15 protein-coding genes are annotated in these 19,907 nt (G+C 74.4%); 6 read left to right on the forward strand and 9 right to left on the reverse strand.

Features of this window, described 5'->3' with window-relative positions:
• Positions 1-11 precede the first annotated feature (11 nt).
• Genes AH6_RS08725 through AH6_RS08735 form a run of 3 tightly spaced genes read right to left on the reverse strand, consistent with a single transcriptional unit; the run spans position 12 to position 3,621 of the window.
• On the reverse strand, positions 12-1,823 hold the full coding sequence (locus tag AH6_RS08725; RefSeq protein ID WP_067476483.1) for a choline/carnitine O-acyltransferase: 1,812 nt from the start codon (positions 1,821-1,823) through the stop codon (positions 12-14).
• A complete protein-coding gene (locus AH6_RS43565) occupies positions 1,820-2,680 on the reverse strand; it encodes a class I SAM-dependent methyltransferase (RefSeq protein WP_067476490.1) in 861 nt (286 codons plus the stop codon). The genes AH6_RS08725 and AH6_RS43565 overlap by 4 nt, the downstream gene beginning before the upstream one ends.
• Before the next feature lie 56 nt (positions 2,681-2,736).
• Positions 2,737-3,621: a HalD/BesD family halogenase gene (locus tag AH6_RS08735; RefSeq protein ID WP_067476493.1), complete on the reverse strand. Its 885-nt coding sequence runs from the start codon at positions 3,619-3,621 to the stop codon at positions 2,737-2,739.
• A gap of 575 nt (positions 3,622-4,196) precedes the next feature.
• Here AH6_RS08735 and AH6_RS08740 point away from each other — a divergent pair.
• Positions 4,197-4,832: a hypothetical protein gene (locus AH6_RS08740; protein ID WP_083982457.1), complete on the forward strand. Its 636-nt coding sequence runs from the start codon at positions 4,197-4,199 to the stop codon at positions 4,830-4,832.
• The gene (locus AH6_RS08745) at positions 4,829-6,364 is read left to right on the forward strand and encodes an NADH-quinone oxidoreductase subunit NuoF family protein (protein ID WP_245679236.1); all 1,536 of its coding nucleotides are present in this window, start codon (positions 4,829-4,831) and stop codon (positions 6,362-6,364) included. The genes AH6_RS08740 and AH6_RS08745 overlap by 4 nt, the downstream gene beginning before the upstream one ends.
• Here AH6_RS08745 and AH6_RS45255 read toward each other — a convergent pair.
• Positions 6,349-7,863 (reverse strand): serine/threonine-protein kinase, encoded by a 1,515-nt coding sequence (locus AH6_RS45255; protein ID WP_067476496.1) that lies wholly within the window; start codon positions 7,861-7,863, stop codon positions 6,349-6,351. The genes AH6_RS08745 and AH6_RS45255 overlap by 16 nt on opposite strands.
• A 279-nt stretch (positions 7,864-8,142) precedes the next feature.
• On the opposite strand from AH6_RS45255, the gene hrpA reads away from it, so the two are divergent.
• Positions 8,143-12,105, forward strand: coding sequence for an ATP-dependent RNA helicase HrpA (gene hrpA, locus AH6_RS08755; RefSeq protein WP_067476499.1), 3,963 nt, complete (start codon positions 8,143-8,145; stop codon positions 12,103-12,105).
• A 30-nt stretch (positions 12,106-12,135) separates the two neighbouring features.
• Here the strand turns inward: hrpA and AH6_RS08760 are convergent, their stop codons facing one another.
• Together AH6_RS08760 and AH6_RS08765 are read right to left on the reverse strand one after the other, a co-directional pair.
• On the reverse strand, positions 12,136-13,725 hold the full coding sequence (locus AH6_RS08760; RefSeq protein WP_067476501.1) for an ABC transporter permease: 1,590 nt from the start codon (positions 13,723-13,725) through the stop codon (positions 12,136-12,138).
• Positions 13,722-14,633, reverse strand: coding sequence for an ABC transporter ATP-binding protein (locus AH6_RS08765; RefSeq protein ID WP_067476661.1), 912 nt, complete (start codon positions 14,631-14,633; stop codon positions 13,722-13,724). Before AH6_RS08765 ends, AH6_RS08760 begins: the two co-directional genes overlap by 4 nt.
• A 107-nt stretch (positions 14,634-14,740) precedes the next feature.
• Here AH6_RS08765 and AH6_RS08770 point away from each other — a divergent pair, with 107 nt between their 5' ends.
• Together AH6_RS08770 and AH6_RS45775 are read left to right on the forward strand one after the other, a co-directional pair.
• Complete coding sequence (locus tag AH6_RS08770; RefSeq protein ID WP_218005754.1) at positions 14,741-15,289, forward strand: GbsR/MarR family transcriptional regulator; 549 nt, start codon at positions 14,741-14,743, stop codon at positions 15,287-15,289.
• Positions 15,290-15,428: 139 nt separating this feature from the next.
• Positions 15,429-17,138, forward strand: coding sequence for a chromosome segregation ATPase (locus AH6_RS45775; RefSeq protein ID WP_245679240.1), 1,710 nt, complete (start codon positions 15,429-15,431; stop codon positions 17,136-17,138).
• Between the two features lie 24 nt (positions 17,139-17,162).
• On the opposite strand, the gene AH6_RS08780 is transcribed toward AH6_RS45775, so the two are convergent.
• The 3 genes from AH6_RS08780 to AH6_RS08790 all read right to left on the reverse strand — a co-directional run bounded on the left by AH6_RS08780 (position 17,163) and on the right by AH6_RS08790 (position 18,883).
• Positions 17,163-17,378: a hypothetical protein gene (locus tag AH6_RS08780; RefSeq protein ID WP_157431350.1), complete on the reverse strand. Its 216-nt coding sequence runs from the start codon at positions 17,376-17,378 to the stop codon at positions 17,163-17,165.
• Positions 17,379-17,518: 140 nt separating this feature from the next.
• A complete protein-coding gene (locus tag AH6_RS08785; RefSeq protein WP_067476507.1) occupies positions 17,519-18,223 on the reverse strand; it encodes a hypothetical protein in 705 nt (234 codons plus the stop codon).
• Positions 18,224-18,361: 138 nt separating this feature from the next.
• The gene (locus AH6_RS08790; RefSeq protein WP_067476509.1) at positions 18,362-18,883 is read right to left on the reverse strand and encodes a hypothetical protein; all 522 of its coding nucleotides are present in this window, start codon (positions 18,881-18,883) and stop codon (positions 18,362-18,364) included.
• Positions 18,884-19,091: 208 nt separating this feature from the next.
• Between AH6_RS08790 and AH6_RS08795 the strand changes: the two genes are divergently transcribed.
• Complete coding sequence (locus AH6_RS08795; protein ID WP_067476510.1) at positions 19,092-19,892, forward strand: ABC transporter ATP-binding protein; 801 nt, start codon at positions 19,092-19,094, stop codon at positions 19,890-19,892.
• Positions 19,893-19,907 lie beyond the last annotated feature (15 nt).

The following is a 19,907-nucleotide window of genomic DNA, read 5'->3' on the forward strand; positions in this document are numbered from 1 at the left end:
CTCTCCCGGGGTTACCCGGCGGCCAGCAGCTCCCGGATCTCGGCCACGGCCCGGCGCAGCTCGTCGGCGAACGCCTCCATCGCGCCCGCCACCGTGCGCGGCGTGCTCAGGTAGACGTTGAACCGGTCGGGCAGCAGCACGTAGGCGACGCCGATGCACTTGTCGCTGGTCGCGCCGAACCCGAAGTACCGGATGTTGGCCGACGGCGCGGAGCTGGTGCTCAGGTAGTCGTCGCGCATCGTGGTCCAGCCCGGCGACCCGTACAGCGCCAGCGGTTCGACGGCGTCCAGCTCCGCGCCGCGCCGCTTCTGGACGAGCTGCAACTCCCACAGGTGCTGCTCGGGGGCCTGCCCGGCCTGGCACTCCTTGGCGCGCGCCACGTGCGCCTCGGCGGCGGACCGGAACGCCTCGCGCCGGGTCGCGGCGTCGGCCCCCCGGTCATCCATCACGGTCACGAACCGCACGATCTCGGGCGTCACCACGCGCATCGCCTCGGTGCGGCCGTTGCGGTACTGGCGCGTGGCGATCGACTCGTAGGTGGCGCCGGTCAGGCCCTTGGCGCGCCGGTGCGCGAGCTGGTACGCCATCTGCACGAACGCGTCGGGCGAGCAGCCCAGCCGCTTGGCGTCGTCGCCGCCGAAGTCGTCGAACGCCACGGTGGTGGTCGCGGTGGCCGCCGCGTACGCCGCGAACGACTCGGCGGCCCGGCGCACCGCCGCGCGCAGCGCATCGTCCAGCACGAACTCCACCGACTCGACGGCGGGCGTGCCCTGCGCGGTCGCGCCCGACGCTTGCGACTGCTGCTCGGCGGGCGCGCCGAGCAGCGCGTCCACGAAGCTGAGCACGGTCGTGCCGTCCAGGCCGCAGTGCTCGACGTTGATCCCGGCCGTGCCGTCGGCGAAGACGATCAGCGAGACCGCCTTGTCGAACCACCGGTTGCCGCTGTCGCCGTGCAGCAGGTGGTCGCAGGCGTCCAGGTCATTGCGCGGCGCGAAGTCCTCCAGACACACGCAGAACAGCGCGGTCTCCACGTCGTCCAGCGACGCGGCGTTGCCCGGGTCGAGGGCGAGCAGCGCCGCGCGCGTCCCCGCCCACTCCGCGCGCGCCATGGTGGTGAGGTGCCCCACCGACGTGTCGGCCTCGGCCGGAGCCGCCCCGGCCTTCATGACCGTGCGCAACCCTTCCCGGTACTCCTCCAGCGTGTGGGGGACGCCGCCCTCGCCCAGCACGTCCATCCGGAACATGCGGCCCCGGAAGAACACCACGATGTGCCGCGCCCGCGACGGGCCGGGCCACTCGTCGGTGTAGGGCACGCGCACGGTGTCCTGGACCTCGCCGGGGATGCGCGTGGCCGAGAACAGGTACTTGTTCTGCTCCATCGACAGCGGCCTGCCGCGCTGGAGCACCGGCTCGACGCGCTCCTCGTCCAGCAGCAGCTTGTAGGCGACCGCGCCCGCGATCAGGTCGGCGGCGCGCTCCACCTGCTCCTGGCCGGTGTCCTGGAACAGGAAGAAGAAGTTGGCGTTCAGCGCGATGCGGTCGCGGCGGCCGAGGTAGCGGTAGGGCCAGAACGTGTCGAGCCAGCTGCGCACGCCGGACTCGGCGTCGTAGCGCTCCAGCGCCGCGTGCAGCTTGCGCGCCGCGCTGTCGGGCCGCAGGAAGGCGGCCACGGCGGCCTCGGTCTCGGCCAGCTCACCGGCGGTCAGCAGCGGCGAACACCACTGGAGGAACCGTTGGCAACTGTCCTCCAACGTGGGCAGCGGCACGCGCGGCAGATGGTCCTCGTGGCCGAAGGTGGAGGTGGGGGAGGGGCTGGTGTTCAATGCGTTCCTCGTTCGGGACGGTTCCGGGGACGGGACAGGTAGAGCCGGGCGTAGAACCAGCCGTCGGTTTCCAGGCCGCCGGGGTCCACGCCGAGGTCGGACAGGGTGTCCAGGACGAGCGCCTGCTCCTCGCCGGTGGCGAAGCGGCGCTGCTTGAACAGCAGCTCGGACCGCTCGGTGCGGTATCCGGCGGCGTCCAGCAGGTCCTCGACGGGGTCGAAGGGGAACATGCGCAGCACGAAGTGCGCCATCCACGGCCGCCGCCCGGCCTCGGCGTTGGCCTCCAGGACCCGCGCGATCGTGCGGTGGGTGACGTAGCCCAGGCAGCCGGTGGAGACGACCAGGTCGGCGGCCAGCCGCCGCCGTTGCTCCTCGGTGGGGTCGGCGGACTCCAGGTCGGCGTGCACCGCGTCGTCGAGGAACCCGGCGGCCAGCGCGTAGGCCAGCGCGTCGCCGGAGGCGTCCAGGCCCACGAAGCGGACGCCGCCGCCGTCGCGCGCGGCGACCATCTCGCGGTCGTGCGCCAGCAGGGCGGCCCGGTCCCGCCGTGCGGCGTCCGGACCGGCGTAGCGCTCGTACAGCTCGTCCATGGTCGCGTCGCATCTCGCCAGGGCGGCGTTGATCCCGTAGGAGCAGCCGATGTCCAGCACGGTGGTGTCTGACACGTTGGTGTCCAGCACGGTGTGCTGGGAGACCGGCCGCGATTCACGGTACTCTCGGGCCAGCGCCGCGAAGTGCGGTTTCGCCAACTGGGGGATCTGGTACTCCAGCGGCCGCAACGTGCCGAAGTAGGAGCGCGGGTCGGGCTGAGAGTAGATGTGGTCCAGGGAGATCTTTCCGGTCGTTCCGACGTCCATGGGGCGCCTTTCTGCGGGGGAGGGCCGGGCGGGGCGGCGGGGCTCGCGCGGGCCCGTCAGTCCAGGAGCCGGTCTCCCCGCACGGCGTTGCCCTCGGCCGCCAGGTGCGCGGGCAGCACCCGCCCGAACAGCTGCCGGGTGCGCGCCACGCTGCCCACCACGCCCGGCCGCGCGCTGTAGGCGAAGATCGCCGAGTGGCGGGCGGTGCCGCCGCGCACCGTGCTCACCCGGTGCAGCGAGTAGCGGCCCTTGAACAGCTGGAGGTCGCCCGGCCGCAGCGCCAGTCGCCGGACCAGCCGGTCGCCGCGGCCTTCCAGGACGTCGCGGACGTCGCGGAGGTTCTCCGCCTCGGCGGAACGGATGTTGGGGCAGTATTCGAAGGCCCCGCCCTCGGCCGATTCCTGGGTGAGCATGCTGACGGTGAACTCGTTGGTGTCGAAGTGCCAGGGGTGTTCCATGCCGGGATTGACGACGTTCAGGCACAACCCCGACAACGGATCGGCCAGTTCGTGCACCTCGGCCAGCCCGAAGCAGGCGGCGACGAAACGCTGGAACTCCGCGCTCGAATACAGCCGCGCGATGATCGTTTCCGGTGGAATACGATCGCGCGCCACAAAGGCGTTGCCGCGCCGGATCCGGATGCGCCCCGGATGCCCTTCGGGCAGGTCGGCGTCCAGGGGGATGTTGTAGGCGTTGACGGTCTCCACGTCGTAGTGCGCCAGCGGGGCCAGCCCGGCGCCCTCGCGGCGCAGGTCGCCGTGCCGGCCGGCGGGCACGAAGCCGGGCAGGACGCTGCATCCCGTCGCGGCGAGGTCGCGCCGGGTCCGCGCGACCACCGCCGCGAGGGCGGGGCCGCCGGGGTCGGCCAGCGGGTAGCGGGCGGTGTCGATCAGGTCGATGAGGGGGCCGGTCGCCTGCGAGGTGCTCTGCGAGGTGCTCATGGGGGTCCTCTCCGCGCGCCGCAACACCCGCCGCGCCGGCGGGGCCCGGCCGGCCCGGTGATCGCGAACCTCCTCGGGTTCTAGCACAGCGCCCGCGGGCCATTCATGATCGATATTTGTCACCGGGTGCGCGCCCGTTTTCGGGCCGCACTCGTGACCTGTGGATTCGGCGATCCGTTCCCGCGACCTCGCGGCCGATAAACCGGCCCAATGTGGTCTATATCACCAGGCATTGCGCAGAGTTGCGGTGATCTTCGCCGTTTCCGGGCCGCCCATTGCGGGACGTTCGCTCGCCATAGGCGCACGGCCGTGCGAACGTGGAAGTCGCCGAACCGTCCGCCTCGCGAAGGCGTCGTAAAGGCCGAGGTATCGCGGCAGACGATTCCGAAAGGCCGGTGGAGATGGTTCCCGACCGTCGTTCCTCCTCCGGGCCCCCGCCGCCCGGCGATCATCCGGGCACCGGGCGCGGGCTCGCGCACGAGATGACGATGGGCTTCGGCGTGGGAACGGGCACGACGCCGGAACCGGCGGCCCCCGCCCGGCGACGCCGACGGACCGTCGGCCCGCGTCGGCGTGTGCCCGCTCCGCTCCTGCTCTTGGGCGGCGCGGCCCTGACGGCGCTGGGCCTGCTGCTCGGCCTCGCCGTCTCCCTCGGCTGGACCGGTCCCGCCGCCCGCGCGACCGGCCGCTTCCTCGACTTCTACGGCGGGGTGTTCAGCCTGGTCGCGCTCTCCCTGGCGGTCATGGTCGGGCTGCTGGCCACCGACCGGGCCCTGCTGTCGCCGGGCCACCGGGTGCGCGCCCAGGCCGTGCACCGCGGCTTCGCCTTCGTCGCGGTGGCGACGCTGGCGCTGCACCTGGCCACCCAGCTCGCCCGGCACCGGGTCGGGCCGCTGGAGGCGCTGGTCCCGACCGGCGGCGATCACCTGGCCGACTACGGGCTGGGCACGCTGGCCTGCCACCTGATGGTCGTCGCGATCGGCAGCGGGATCGTGCGCGGCCGGTTCGCCGCGAGCGGGCGGCCGTGGATGTGGCGCGCGCTGCACCTGACCGCCTACCTGGCCTGGCCGGTCGCCGTCGCCCACGGCCTCACCTCCGGCCGCGAGCCCGCCGCCTGGGTCACCGCCGCGTACCTGCTGTGCCTGGCCGGGGTGGCGCTGGCGCTGGTCGCCCGGCCGTTCCTGGCGCGGCACGCCGGGAGGGCCCGGTGAGCGGCGGCGGGACCGGCGGCGTGCCCGGCATCGAGGTCCGCCAGGTGGGGCCGCCGCGCCTCACCCGCGGCCTGGAGTCCGCCGACCGCCTGGACTGGTCCGCGCACCGCCGCCTGCACCCCGACCCGCGCCCGCTGAGCGCCGACCGGCTCGTCGCGCTCGCCGAGGCGGGACGGCTGCACGGGCGCGGCGGCGCGGCGTTCCCCTTCGCCCGCAAGGTGCGCGCGGTCGTCGACAGCGCGGTCCGGCGCGGCCGCCGCACCGTCGTGGTGGTCAACGGCACCGAGGGCGAGCCCGGCAGCGCCAAGGACAAGGTGCTGCTGTGCCGCGCCCCGCACCTGGTCCTGGACGGCGCGGCGCTGGCGGCCACCGCGCTGGGCGCGCGCGAGATCGTCATCGGGATCACCGACCCGGACGCGGCCCGGTCGATGGAGGCGGCGATCGGCGAGCGGCGGCTGGCGGAGCGCGCCCGCGTCGTCCGGCTCGCCGAGCGCTTCATCACCGGCGAGGGCGGCGCGCTGGTGCGCGGCATCAACGGGCGGCGGCCCGTCCCGCCCGGCCGCAAGGTCCGCGCCGCCACCCGTGGCGTGGACGGCCTGCCGACGCTGCTGTCCAACGCCGAGACCTACGCCCAGCTCGCGGTCCTGGCCGGGCTGGGCCCCGAACGCTACGCGCGGGTCGGGCTGCCCGACGAGCCCGGCACCGTCCTGCTCACCGTCACCGGCTCGGTCCGCTTCCCGGCCGTGGTGGAGACCCCGTCCGGCGCGCCGCTGGCGCACCTGCTGGACCTGTGCGGCAGCCGCGCGGGGGAGGGCGTGCTGGTGGGCGGCTACCACGGGGCCTGGCTGGACGGCGCGACCGCCACCGCCACGCAGGTGTCGCGTGCCTCGCTGAAGGAGGCGGGCGGCACCCTCGGCGCGGGCATCGTCATGCCGTTGGGGCGCGGCACCTGCCCGTTGGGGGAGTGCGCCCGCGTCGTCGCCTACCTGGCCGCCGAGTCGGCGGGGCAGTGCGGGCCCTGCCGCCTGGGCCTGCCCGACCTGGCCGGGTCGTTCGCGGCGCTGGCCGCCGGGCGGGACGCCGCCGGAGCGCGCGACGCCATCGTCCGCGCCACCCGCATGGCCGTCGGCCGGGGCGCGTGCGGCCACCCCGACGGCACCGCCCGGTTCGTGCTGTCGGCGCTGGAGGTGTTCGCCGCCGACGTCGCCGCCCACACCGCCAAGGGCGGCTGCGGACGGCCCGTCCTCGGCGTGCTGCCCGCCGAGACCGACGCGCGCCTGCGCCTGGAGGTCGACTGGAGCCGCTGCGACGGGCACGGGCTGTGCGCCGACGTGCTGCGCGGCGCGGTGCGGATGGACGAGTACAACTACCCGGTCATCCCCGCCGAGCCCGTCCCGGCCCGGCTGGAGGCCGCCGCGCGCCGCGCCGTCGCCATGTGCCCCGGGCTGGCGCTGCGGCTGGTCCCGCGCACCGCCCACGAACCCGGCGGTCAGGCGGACCAGTCGGCGGGGCGGCGTCAGTCGGCGCGGTAGTAGGCCAGGTAACGGGCGATCTTCTGTGCGTAGGGCCGTACCCGGGGCGGCACGCCCCGGGCCTTGGCGACGCTCCTGGCCGAGGTGCGGTAGGTCGCCGCCAGGTTGAGGGCGGGGTCGCCCGGCACGCCCTTGAGGTCCTTGCCCCAGTGGCACAGGAACCGGCCCACCGCCGGGATGGAGACGTCGGGGGTGATGTCGGCGGGGCGCGGCTCGGGGTTGTCGAGGCCGCCGGGCTGCCAGTGCGTCAGCACGCGGGGCGTCCAGCGGGCGATGCCGTACTCGTCCTCGGCGGGATCGGCGAGGCCGGGGTCGAAACCGCTCTCCACCTTGAGCATCGCCGCGACCAGCGCCGGGCTGAGCCCGCGCATCTGGCACCACGTCCCGGCCCGCACGATCAGCCTGCGGTACTGCGGCGGGATGTCGCGGTCCAGGCGCAGGAACCGGCCGCCGGGATCGCCGGGCCCCGATCCGTGCCCGCCGGACGGCGACGGGCGCGCCGCCCCGTCCCGGACCGGCTCCGGGCCGCCCCCGGCCAGCGCCAGCACCATGCCGCCGCTGACCAGCGCGACCGTGGCGGCGGCCCCGGCCAGCAGCAGGCCCCGGCGGGTCGGCCGCCGCCCGCCCGCACGTGCGCGCGCCCGGCGGTCCGCCTTACGGTCCGCCCTGCGGCCCGCCCGCGTCTTCCGGCCGGGCAGCGGGTCGGTGTCGATGCGGCTCATGGTCCGGCTCAGCGCCTGCTCGAACTCCGCCGCCGACCGCCAGCGGCGCTCCCGGTCGGGTTCCAGGGCGCGCAGCACCGCCGCGTCCACGGCGGGCGGCACGGCGGCCTGCGCCCGGCTGGGCGGCGGCGGGTCCTCGCCGGGCGGCTCGCCGGTCAGCAGGTGGTAGGTGAGCGCGCCGAGCCCGTACACGTCGGCGCGGTGGTCGGGCGCGCCGTCGATCAGCGCCTGCTCGGGGGCCATGTAGCCGGGCGACCCGGCGGGCAGCGTCAGGCTGGACAGCCGGTCGCCGCTGCGCGCGATCCCCAGGTCGGAGATCATGATCCGGTCGTCCCCGCCGCTCCCGCCGGAGCGGACCAGCACGTTGGACGGCTTCAGGTCGCGGTGCACGATGCCGCGCCCGTGCAGCTCCCGCAGGCCCCGCGCGACCTCGCGGGCCAGCGCCAGCGCCCGGTTCGGCGGCGGCGGCCCGGCCGCCAGCAGGTCCTCCAGGGTGCCCAGGTCGGCGTAGGTCATCACGAAGTAGGGGCGGCCGTCGGGCAGCTCGCCGATGTCGAACACCTGCACCAGCCGGTGCGAGTCCACCCGGCGCAGCAGCCGCGCCTCCTGCACGAACCGCTCGCGCACCTCGGCGTGTTGCGCCCAGTGGTCGGCCAGGATCTTGACGGCCACCGGCGAGGCCAGCTCCTCGTCGTGGCCCAGCCACACCGTGGCGAAGGCCCCGGAGCCCAGGAGCCGGTCGATCCGGTACCGCCCTGCCGTGCGCGGGGTCTCCATGGACGCCCATCATGAAGGATCTCACCGCCCGGCGGCAGGCGCTTGGCGGTGATCGCCCCCTGCCGTCACCTCCGCACCACCCCGCGGCGGGCCGGAATGCGCTCCCCACCGGGAGTGTTGGATCATTGAGGCGCCGGAAAACGGTTCGCCCCGGCCGGGGCGCGGGGACTACGGTGCCAAGGTTCGCGGGGGACGGCACGGCCGGCTCCCGCCCAGCACGCCCAGGAGCAGGCCGCGCAGCCCGAGGCCACGGCCTGGAAACTATCCTGTTCGATGGTTATGAGGACGCCTGTGACACCGCCGCTCGCCGACCTGCGCGCGCGCCTGCCCGAACTGATGACGCTGGACGGCCACCGGCTGCGCCGCCGCATGGACGGGGCGCAGAAGATGCGCGACGCCGGGCGCCGCGCGAAGGCCGCCGAGCAGATCGCCGCCGACGTGGCCGCCGCCGAGCGGCGCGTCGCCCGGCGGCGCGCGGCCGTGCCCGAGATCAGCTACCCCGCCGAGCTGCCGGTCAGCCAGAAGAAGGACGACATCGCCGCCGCGATCTCGGGCCACCAGGTCGTGATCGTCGCGGGCGAGACCGGCTCGGGCAAGACCACCCAGCTCCCCAAGATCTGCCTGGAGCTCGGCCGGGGCGTGACCGGCGCGATCGGGCACACCCAGCCGCGCCGCCTGGCCGCCCGCACCGTCGCCGACCGCATCGCCGAGGAACTCGGCACCGGGCTCGGCGAGGCGGTGGGCTACAAGGTCCGCTTCACCGACAAATCGGGCGACGACACGCTGGTCAAGCTGATGACCGACGGCATCCTGCTGGCGGAGATCCAGACCGACCGGTTGTTGCGCCGCTACGACACCCTGATCATCGACGAGGCGCACGAGCGCAGCCTCAACATCGACTTCCTGCTCGGCTACGTCCGGGAGATCCTGCCGCGCCGGCCGGACCTCAAGGTGATCATCACCTCGGCGACCATCGACCCCGAACGTTTCTCCCGGCACTTCGGCGACGCCCCGATCGTGGAGGTGTCGGGCCGCACCTACCCGGTGGAGGTGCGCTACCGGCCGGTCGCCGACCCCGACGACCCCGGCGCCGACCCCGACCGCGACCAGGTGCAGGCGATCATCGACGCGGTGGACGAGCTGGCGCTGGAGGCCCCCGGCGACGTGCTGGTGTTCCTCAGCGGCGAGCGCGAGATCCGCGACACCGCCGACGCCCTCAACAAGCACTTCCAGAACCGTCGCGGCCCCGCCACCGAGGTGCTGCCGCTCTACGCGCGGTTGTCGGCAGCCGAGCAGCACCGGGTGTTCCAGGCCCACCGGGGCCGCCGGATCGTGCTGGCCACCAACGTCGCCGAGACCTCGCTGACGGTCCCCGGCATCAAGTACGTCGTCGACCCCGGCACCGCCCGCATCTCCCGCTACAGCCACCGGCTGAAGGTGCAGCGGCTGCCCATCGAGCCGATCTCGCAGGCGTCGGCCAACCAGCGCAAGGGCCGTAGCGGCCGAACCTCCGACGGCATCTGCGTCCGGCTGTACTCGGAGGAGGACTTCGAGTCCCGGCCCGAGTTCACCGACCCCGAGATCCTGCGCACCAACCTCGCCTCGGTCATCCTCCAGATGACGGCGCTCGGCCTCGGCGACATCGCGGCGTTCCCGTTCGTGGAGCCGCCCGACCGCCGCAACGTCAAGGCGGGCGTGGACCTGCTGCACGAGCTGGGCGCGATCGACCCGGCCGAGAAGGACCCGCGCAAGCGCCTCACCCCGGCCGGCCGCCGCCTCGCGCAGCTGCCGATCGACCCGCGGCTCGCCCGCATGGTGCTGGAGGCCGACACCGGCGGCTGCGTCCGCGAGGTGCTGATCATCGCGTCGGCGCTGTCCATCCAGGACCCGCGCGAGCGCCCCGCCGAGCACCAGCAGGCCGCCGACGAGAAGCACAAACGTTTCGCCGACCCCACCTCGGACTTCCTGTCCTACCTCAACCTGTGGAACTACCTGCGCGAGAAGCAGCAGGAGTTGTCGGGCAGCCAGTTCCGCCGCATGTGCAAGAACGAGTTCCTGCACTACCTGCGCGTGCGCGAGTGGCAGGACCTGCACGGCCAGCTCAAGCAGGTCGCCAAGACCCTCGGCGTCACCGTCAACAGCGTCGACGCCGCGCCCGACCGGATCCACACCGCGCTGCTGTCGGGCCTGCTGTCGCACATCGGCCTGATGGACACCGACGCCAAGGACGACAAGAAGGACGGCAACCCGCGCCGCCGGGGCCAGGAGTACGTGGGCGCGCGCGGCGCCAAGTTCGCGATCTTCCCCGGGTCGGCGCTGTTCAAGAAGCCGCCGCGCTGGGTGATGTCGGCCGAGCTGGTGGAGACCTCCCGGCTGTGGGCCCGCGTCAACGCCAGGATCGAACCCGAGTGGGTCGAGCCGCTGGCCGGGCACCTGGTCAAGCGCAACTACAGCGAGCCGCACTGGTCCAAGAAGCAGGCCGCGGTCATGGCCTACGAGAAGGTCACCCTGTACGGGGTGCCGATCGTGGCGCAGCGCCGCGTCAACTACGGCTCGGTCGATCCCGCCCTGGCGCGCGAGCTGTTCGTCCGGCACGCCCTGGTGGAGGGCGACTGGGAGACCCACCACCGGTTCTTCCATGACAATCGCGCGCTGCTCGACGAGGTCGAGGAGCTGGAGCACCGCGCCCGCCGCCGCGACATCCTGGTGGACGACCAGACCCTGTTCGACTTCTACGACGAGCGCGTCCCCGAGGACGTGGTGTCGGGCCGCCACTTCGACGCCTGGTGGAAGAAGGCCCGCCACACCGAGCCGGACCTGCTGAACTTCGAGAAGTCGATGCTCATCAACCAGAGCGCCGACGACGTCAGCGAGACCGACTACCCCGACGTGTGGCAGCAGGGCCCGCTGCGCCTGAAGCTCACCTACCAGTTCGAGCCGGGCGCCGACGCCGACGGCGTCACCGTGCACGTCCCGGTGCAGATCCTCAACCAGGTCAAGAACGCCGGGTTCGAGTGGCAGGTGCCGGGCCTGCGCGCCGAGCTGGTCACCGAGCTGATCCGCTCGCTGCCCAAGCAGCTGCGGGTCAACTTCGTGCCCGCGCCCGACTACGCCCGCCGCGTGCTGGAACGGGTCGCGCCCCGCACCGAACCGCTGCTGGACGCCGTCGAGCGCGAGCTGACCGCCATGACCAGCGTCCCCGTCGCCCGCGAGGCGTGGGACCTGTCGCGGCTGCCCGCCCACCTGCGCGTCACCTTCCGCGTCGTGGACGACCGCAACAAGACCCTCGCCGAGGACACCGACCTCGACGCCCTCAAACGGCGGCTGGCGGGCAAGGTGCGCGGCACCCTGTCCAAGGCGGCCTCCGCCGAGGGCGTCGAACGCGCCGGGCTGCGCGAGTGGACGGTCGGCGAGCTGCCCCGCACCTACGAGCGCAGGCAGAACGGCTACGACGTCAAGGCGTACCCGGCGCTCACCGACGAGGGCGACAGCGTCGCGGTCCGCATGTACGAGACCGAGGCCGAGCAGCGCCGCGCCATGTGGAAGGGCACCCGGCGGCTGGTGCTGCTGAACGCGCCGTCCCCGGCCAAGCTCATCCAGAAGAACCTGACCAACCAGGGCAAGCTGGCGCTCAGCCACAACCCGCACGGCTCGGTCGCGGCCCTGTTCGAGGACTGCGTCACCGCCGCCGCCGACCGGCTGATCGCCGAGGCCGGGGGACCGGCCTGGGACGAGGCGGGCTTCCGCGGGCTCTACGACCGCGTGCGCGCCGACCTGTACGACGCCACCGCCGCGATCGTGGCGCAGGTCGAACGCGTCCTGGCCGCCTCCCACGAGATCGACCGGCGGCTGCGCGGCACCGCCAGCCTCACCCTCGTGCCCGCGCTGACCGACATCCGCGGCCAGCTCGGCGCGCTGGTGCACGCCGGTTTCGTCACCGAGACCGGCGCGGCGCGCCTGCCCGACCTGCTCCGCTACCTGCGCGCCCTGCTGGCGCGGCTGGACAAGCTCCCGGAGAACCCGGGCCGCGACCGCCAGCTGTCCCACCAGGTGCAGGTGCTCCAGCAGGAGTACGAGCAGGCGCTGCGCAGGCTGCCGCCGGCGCGGCGCGACGACGAGCCCGCGCGGCAGGTCCGCTGGATGCTGGAGGAGTTGCGGGTCAGCCTGTTCGCGCAGCAGCTCGGCACCCGCTTCCCGGTCTCCGACAAGCGCATCCGGAAGGCGATGGCGCAGCTGGCCTGACGGCCGCCCAGGCGGCCGTCAGGCGGCGGCTCAGGTGGTGACGTCGCGGCGGCGGAAGCCCGCCAGCCCGGCGGCGGTGAGCACCGCCACGATCACGGCCAGCACCACCAGCGGCGTCGCCGTCAGGTCGGCGGCGGGCAGCTTCGGGACGTGGCTGAACGGCGACAGGTCGATGACGGCCTGGTCGAGGTCCAGCGTCGGGCCCAGCACTCCCAGCACCACGAACAGCCCGAGCACGCCCCACGCCGCCTGGCAGTAGCGCGGCAGCAGCCCGAACAGCGCCACGGTGAGGCCGGTGAGCACCCACGCGGCCGGGAGTTGCACGAACACCGCGCCGAACGCCTCGGGGAGCTTGCCGCCCATGTCGCCGGTCGTCGCGCCGTAGGCGAGCCCGGTCGCCAGCCCCGCCGACGCGAGCAGCAGCGCGACCCCCGCCATGGCGATCAGCAGGTGGCCGCCCGCCCAGCGGACCCGGCCGAGCGAGACCGCCAGCAGCGGTTCCAGCCGCTGGGAGGTCTCCTCGCCGCGCAGCCGCAGCGTGGCCTGCACCCCGTAGACGGCCGCGACCATGCCGAGGATCCCGGCCACCGTCGACAGGAACGCGTCGGTCAGCCCGGACGCCCCGCCCAGCTTGGTGATGAGCTCGGTGGTCTCGGGGCTGTCGCCGACCAGGTCGCCCACGCCCTTGAGCACGCCGCCGAACACCAGCCCGTAGACCACGACGGCGGCGGTCCAGGCCACCAGCGAGCCGCGCTGCATCCGCCAGGCCAGCGCGAGCGCGCTGCGCAGCCCGGGACCGGCGGTCGCGGGGCCGAGCCGGGGCGCCAGCAGCCCTGCGCCCAGGTCGCGGCGGCCCGCCAGCCGGTAGGCGAGCGCGACCAGCAGCACCGCCAGCGCCAGCGGCAGCAGCAGCACCCAGAACCGGTCCCCGGCGTAGGGGCGGATCTGCTGGCTCCAGCCGATCGGCGACGCCCACAACAACCAGCCGCCGCCGTCGGTCGCGTCGCCGACCGCGCGGACGAGGAAGGCCACGCCGATGGCGGCGACGGCCAGGCCCCGCGCGAGCCGGGCGTTCTCGGTCACCTGGGCGGTCACGGCCGCGACCGCCGCGAACACCAGCCCGTTGGCGAACCAGCTCAGCCCGAACGCCAGCGCCCCGGCCGCGCCCTGCCCGGCCAGCAGCAGCCCGGCCAGGACCGCCACGACCGCGGACGCGAGCACGGCGGTGAGCAGCGCGGCCGTCAGCGGCGCGCGGCGGCCCACCGCCCCGGCCCCGACCAGCTCCAGCCGCCCGTCCTCCTCCTCGGCGCGGGTGTGCCGGATCACCAGCAGCAGGGTCATGACGCCGATCAGCGCCCCGGCCAGCGTGCCCATCCGCCAGGCCGACAGCGCGCCGACCGAGGTGCCGTGCACCTCGCCGTAGAAGGCCAGCGTGGCGGCGTTGGCGTTGACGCCCTGGGCGAACTTCACCCGCTCGGCCTCGGTGCCGTACAGGCCCGCGTAGCTGGACACCGTGCTGGCCACCAGGGACGCCAGCACCAGCGCCCAGACCGGGATCATGATCCGGTCGCGGCGCAGCGCCAGCCGCAGCAGCGTCCCGGTTCCGGTGAGGGCGGTCATCGCACGGCCCCCTCACGCTCGGCCACGTCGTCCTGGTAGTGGCGCAGGAACAACTCCTCCAGCGTGGGCGGCTGGCTGGTCAGGCCGCGCACGCCGACCTGGGTCAGTTGCTTCAGCACCGCGTCCAGCTGGGGCGTGTCCACCTCCAGCTTGATCTTGGTGCCGTCGACCTGGGCGTCGTGCACGCCGGGCAGCGAGGCGACCCCGTCCGGCGGGGCGGCCAGCTCGGCGGTGATGGAGGTGCGCGTCAGGTGGCGCAGCTCGGCGAGCGTGCCGGTCTCGACGGTGCGGCCCTTGCGGATGATGGTCACCCGGTCGCACAATGCCTCGACCTCGCTGAGGATGTGGCTGGACAGCAGGATGGTGCGGCCGACGCGCTTCTCCTCGGCCACGCACTCCTGGAAGACCTCCTCCATGAGCGGGTCCAGGCCGGAGGTCGGCTCGTCCAGGATGAGCAGCTCGGCGTCGGAGGCGAGCGCCGCGACCAGCGCGACCTTCTGCCGGTTGCCCTTGGAGTAGGCGCGGCCCTTCTTGCGGGGGTCGAGCTCGAACCGTTCCAGCAGCTCGGCGCGGCGATGGGGGTCGAGCCCGCCGCGCAGCCGCCCGAGCAGGTCGATGACCTCCCCGCCGGACAGGTTGGGCCACAGGGTGACGTCGCCGGGCACGTAGGCCAGGCGTTTGTGCAGCTCGGTGGCGTCGCGCCAGGGGTCGCCGCCGAGCAGCTCGGCGGTGCCCCCGTCGGCGCGCAGCAGGCCGAGCAGGACGCGGATGGTGGTGGACTTCCCCGAGCCGTTCGGGCCGAGGAAGCCGTGCACCTCGCCGGCGGCGACGGACAGGTCCAGCCCGTCGAGCGCGCGGGTCCGGCCGAAGGTCTTCACCAGGCCGGACACGGAGAGAGCGGTCGTCATGTCCACAGAACCTACACTCTTTTCACTAATTCGTGAAGTCTATGAATCATATGAACTGTGTATATACTGTCGGGACCGCCTGACCAGGGGAGATGATGCTCGTGACCGTGCCGGCCGCCAGTGACCGCGACCCCGGACCGGACGACGCCGGGCGGGACGAGGAGGCCCTGCGCCGGTTCATCGAGCGGTTCGCCCTCCAGATGGCCGACGCGGGCGGGCAGCGGATGCCCGCCCGCGTGTTCGCCGCCCTGCTGGCCACCGACTCCGGCGCCCTCACCGCCGCCGAGCTGGCCGAACTGCTCCAGGTGAGCCCCGCCGCCGTCTCCGGCGCGGTGCGGCACCTCACCCACCTGCGCATGGCCGTGCGCGAGCGCGACCCGGGCTCGCGGCGCGACGTCTATCGGGTGCGCAACGACGTCTGGCAGGACGCGATCCTCGGCCGCGACCGGATGCTCACCATGTGGAAGGACAGCCTCGCCGAGGGCACGCGGGCCGTCGGCCCCGGCACCCCCGCCGGGCGGCGGCTGGCCGAGTGCGCCGAGTTCTTCACCTTCATGCAGGACGAGCTGGCGGCGCTGATGGACCGCTGGCGCGAGCACCGCGACAAGCTGCGCGCGGGTGACGACAAACTGCGCGCGGGTGACAACGGCGCCTGACCGAACGTGGTGCCGGGCACACGAACCGCCCAAGTCTCTGCAGGCGAGCGCACCAGCACGTAAGGTGCATTCCATGCCTAATAGCGATCAGCGCGACATTAGCGGCCCCGGGGAGAGGGCCGCGTCCCCCGGGATCCCGGTGCCGGGTCCGGCGCCGGCGCGGGACGTCGCCACGACGGGGCCGCGGGGCGGCGCTCCGGCCGCCGAGCGCCGCGACCCGTCCGGTGATTCGACCGTGGTGGCCCGCGTGGGCGACCCGGTGACGGTCTGGCCGTGCGCCAACTGCGGCCGGCCGGTGCCGCAGCCCCGCGGGGCCGTCCGCGCTGTCCGCTACTGCCAGGACAACGACGGCGCCTGCGACCGCGAGGCCCGCGAACGCCGCGAGCGCGGCCGCGAGGCCCCCGGCCTGACCGGGCAGGTCGCCTCCACCTGGGACATGGTGGAACGGCTGGAGAAGGCCGCCGACCTGCTGGCCGACTCGCTCACCTCCGAGCTGAGCGTCGCCGGGGTCGAGCGCCGCGTCGCCGAGGTGCGCGCCGAGGCCGCCCGCGAGCTGGCCGTCGCGCAGAGCGAGCGCGACGCCTCCCAGCGGCAGGCCGAGGAGGCCCGGCAGGACGCCGCCTCGGCCCGCCAGCGCGCCGAGGCCGCCGAGGGCGACGCCGCGCGCGCCCGCGAGGACGCCAAGCTCGCCACCGCCAAGCGCGACGCCGCCCAGCAGGCGTGGGAGGAGGCGCACCAGATCGCGCAGCAGGCGGTCTCGGCCAAGATCGCCGCCGAGAGCGAGCGCGACCGCATCGCCGCCCGCGAGACCGAGCTGCTGGCCGCGCTGGAGGCCGCGCGCGCCGAGCTGGTCGGCCTGCACGGCAAGCTCGCCGAGACCGAGAGCGCGGTCGAGGCGCAGCGCGTCGAGGCGGCGGTGGCCAAGCAGGGCGCCGAGGACCTGCGCAACGCCATGCGCGACACCGAGGCGCAGCGCCAGCGCGCCATGCAGGCCGCCAGCAAGGCCGAGGCCGAGCGCGCCACCGCGCTGCGCGCCCAGTCCGAGGCCGAGGCCGAGGTCGTGCGCACCACCGTGCGCGCCGAGGAGGCCGTCAAGGACCGCGACGCGGCCCGCGCCCAGGCGCAGGCCGCCACCGCCGAGCGCGACGAGCTGGCGGCCAAGAACGGCGACCAGGCGGTGCAGCTGCGCCAGCTGTCGCAGTCGGTGGCCGAGCAGCAGGCCGCGCTCAAGGCCCTGGCCGAGGAGCGCGACGCCGCGCGCGCCGAGGCCGACCGGGCGCGCCGCCAGATCGACCACTTCACGCACAACACGCTGTCGTCCAACCTCCCGCCCTCGGCGGGGCTGCCGCCGACCACCGGCCTGCCGCCGGGCGGGCGGATGCCGGGCGCGGGGGTCCCGCCGATGGGGCAGACGCCCGCGGGCCCGCCGCCGAACGACACCGGCTCCCACGGCGTCGGCGGGACGGGCGCTGGCGGGACCGGATCCACCGGCACCGGTCCCAACGGGACCGCCTCCGCCGGCAACGGCTCCGGCGGGGCCGGTCCGGACCCTCAGCACTCCATGCCGAACCCCCTGCCGAATTCCCTGCCGAACGGCACGGGTCCGCTCGGCACGGGTCCGCTGGGCACCGGCCCGTTGAGCACCGGTTCGCTGGGCGCGTCCCCGCTGGGCACCGGCCCCCTGGGCGCGTCTCCGGGCGGTCCCGGCGCGTTCGGCTCCGGCCCGCTCATGAGCGGGCCGGGCCACAACGGCGGGCGTCCGGGCGACCGGCCCGGGGACCGGCCCGCGCAGGGCGGCGGGCCGGTGAACGGCGTGGACCGGGAGGACCCGCTGTTCACCGGACCGTGACGGGCGCCCGGCCGGGGCCGGGCGTCACCGGTTCTTCGCGATCATGAAAATGGCCAGCAGGGACACGCTGACGATCAGCAGCGCGTGGAACCGCTCCTTGGAAGCGGTGTCGCGCAGGTTGGACACGCGCCTGCGGCCCTGCCGCACGTCCAGGTTCGCGCGCCGCGCGCGCTCCCAGGACATTCCCATGTAGGCGGCGAGGACCGCGATCGCGATGATGAGGATTCCGCTGCCGCTCATCTGGCCCGACCTCCGTTGGTCGCGGATGCTCAGATTGAACGCGACCATACCTCCCCATACCGTGTCGAGTGACACATTTATTGTCGTCACCCGCCGGACAGTGTGATCAGCACGGCGGGACGGCCCCCGCTGTGCCGATCTCAGCGTCCGAAGCGGTCCGGATCGATCTCGATCCAGATCTGCTCCGCCCGTCCCAGCAGCCGCCCGTCGGCCCCGTACAGGGCGGTGGCGGCGTGCAGCTTGCGGCCCTCGCGGCTGCGCGCCAGCCCCATCACCACGCACCGCTCCCCGGCCTCGGGGATGTCGGCGACCTGCGCGGTCATGGTGCCGAGCACCGCCGGGCGGCCCGCCACGTCGAAGGTCCAGCCGCCGGGGCAGTCCAGCGCCGCCCACACGATCTCCGGCGCGGGCGCCTCCGCGGGCGTCCAGACGGCCGCGACCGTGCCCTCGGGCGCGGTGCCGTCGTCCACCCGGCCCGGCTCCAGCCGCAGCCCGTCGCCCGGCTCCCGGTCCGGGCCGCACACGAAGCAGCCGGGGAAGGGGTGGTTCTCGACCGCCCGGTACTTCTCGCCCGCCGCCAGCGCCGTGTCGTAGGGCACCGCGGGCACCGGCGGCACCACGATCGCCCCGGCCAGCGCCTCGGCCACGAGCGTCTCGCCGTCCCACAACCAGGCGCCCAGCCCCCGGTCGTCGGCGGGCGACACCCGCAGCCCGGTCTCCAGCGGCGGCGGTCGCCGCAACGACACCGTCACCGTGTCGGCGTCGAGGTGCCCGGCCAGCAGGCCCGCCACGTAGCCGCCGTTCCCCGACCCCTCGGGGCCGTGGAAACGCGTTTCGATGATCACTTCTGTCCCCCCGTTCCGAACAGTCCCAAACCGGACCGCATCCTATTGAGGTGCGCCGACGCGCGTGTCCGATGGGGCCGGTTCGGCAGGGAACAGGGTGGATCGGGGTGCTCGGCGGGACGGGCCGGTCGGCGTCGGCTAGAGGGCGCGGGACGGCTGGGGGCGGCCGGGCCGGGTGGTGAAGAACACCGACAGCGCCCCCTTCAGCCGGGCGCGCACGACCTCCTCCGCCACCGGCCCGTCGGCCGCGACCGGCGTCAGCTCCAGCGCCCGCGCGATCAGCAGGTCGATGTTGCGGTCGGCCACCAGCACCGAGCAGGTGTCGCAGGCGAACCAGGGGTAGAGCATGTTCAGCACCGCCATCGCGGTGTCGTCGTCCGACAGCTGGGTGGTGTCCAGCTCGACCTCGAAGATGTCGGTGTCCTCGGGGTCCAGCGTCGGGTAGTACAACCAGCGCGGCCCGGCGGTGCCGCAGAAGTCGCACGCCTGGTCGCCGGGGACGGGCTCGCCCACCGCCAGCTCCAGATCGTGGTCCCACGGTTCGACGCGCCGGTTGTGGCGGTAGCCGACGCCGTCCAGCGCACCCTCGCGGTTGTGCGTCACGTCGTGGACCTCGCCACCGCAGCGGGCGCACATGAAGCCGAAGTCGATGTCCTCCATGTCCCTCCCCTGATCATTGAGGCACCGGTCTCCCACCGTATCCGGCCGGACGCCCGGGTCGTACCAGGCGGGGGTGCGGGCCCGGCCAGGGATGTCACAAAGATGGGCAGGACGGACATATTGCCCGGTCAGCGCGGCGGGACGGCCCCGAACGCCCCGGCGATCCCGCGTCCGGTAGCGTGCGGCTGACCCGAACAGGAGGCTCCCCGTGTCCCACGCGTCCGTCCCGTCCGACGTCGTCCTCAACGCCGACAAGGTGGACCTGGTACGCGAACGGCGCGCGCTCCTCGACCAGGTGTCGCTGACGGTCCTCACCGGCGAGCACTGGGCCCTGATCGGCCCGAACGGCGCGGGGAAGTCCACCCTGCTCAGCCTCCTCGGCGCCTACGCCCACCCCACCCGCGGCACCGTCGAGATCCTCGGCCACCGGATGGGCCGGGTGAACGTGCAGGAGTTGCGGACGCGGATCGGCCAGGTCAACCCCCGGCACCCGCTGGAGTCGGCGCGCACCGTCCGCGAGATCGTGCTGACCGGCGCGACCGGCACCATCGAGCTGGTCCCGCGCTGGACGCCGGCCGACCACGAGCTGCGCCGCGCCGACGAGCTGGTCGCGCTGCTGGGCCTGACCGCCCGCGCCGACGCGCGCTGGCCGCACCTGTCGCAGGGCGAGCGCGGCCGGGCGCTGATCGCCCGCGCGCTGATGCCCGACCCGCCGCTGCTGCTGCTCGACGAGCCCGCCACCGGCCTCGACGTGGCCGCCCGCGAGCGGTTGCTGGCGGCCCTCGACCAGTTGCGCGGGCAGCGCCCTGACCTGACCACCGTGCTGGTCACCCACCACCTGGAGGAGCTGCCCACCAGCACCAGCCACGCGCTGCTGCTGCGCGACGGCAGGGTGCTGGCCTCCGGCGCGGCCGACCTGGTGCTCACCACCGAGCTGGTCAGCGCCTGCTTCGACCACCCGATCACCATCACCCGCGGCAACGGCCGCTGGGCGGCCACCGCCGGATGAGGCGGGGCGCCGGGC

It is taken from the genome of Actinomadura hibisca NBRC 15177 (genome assembly GCF_001552635.1).
Lineage (GTDB): Bacteria > Actinomycetota > Actinomycetes > Streptosporangiales > Streptosporangiaceae > Spirillospora > Spirillospora hibisca.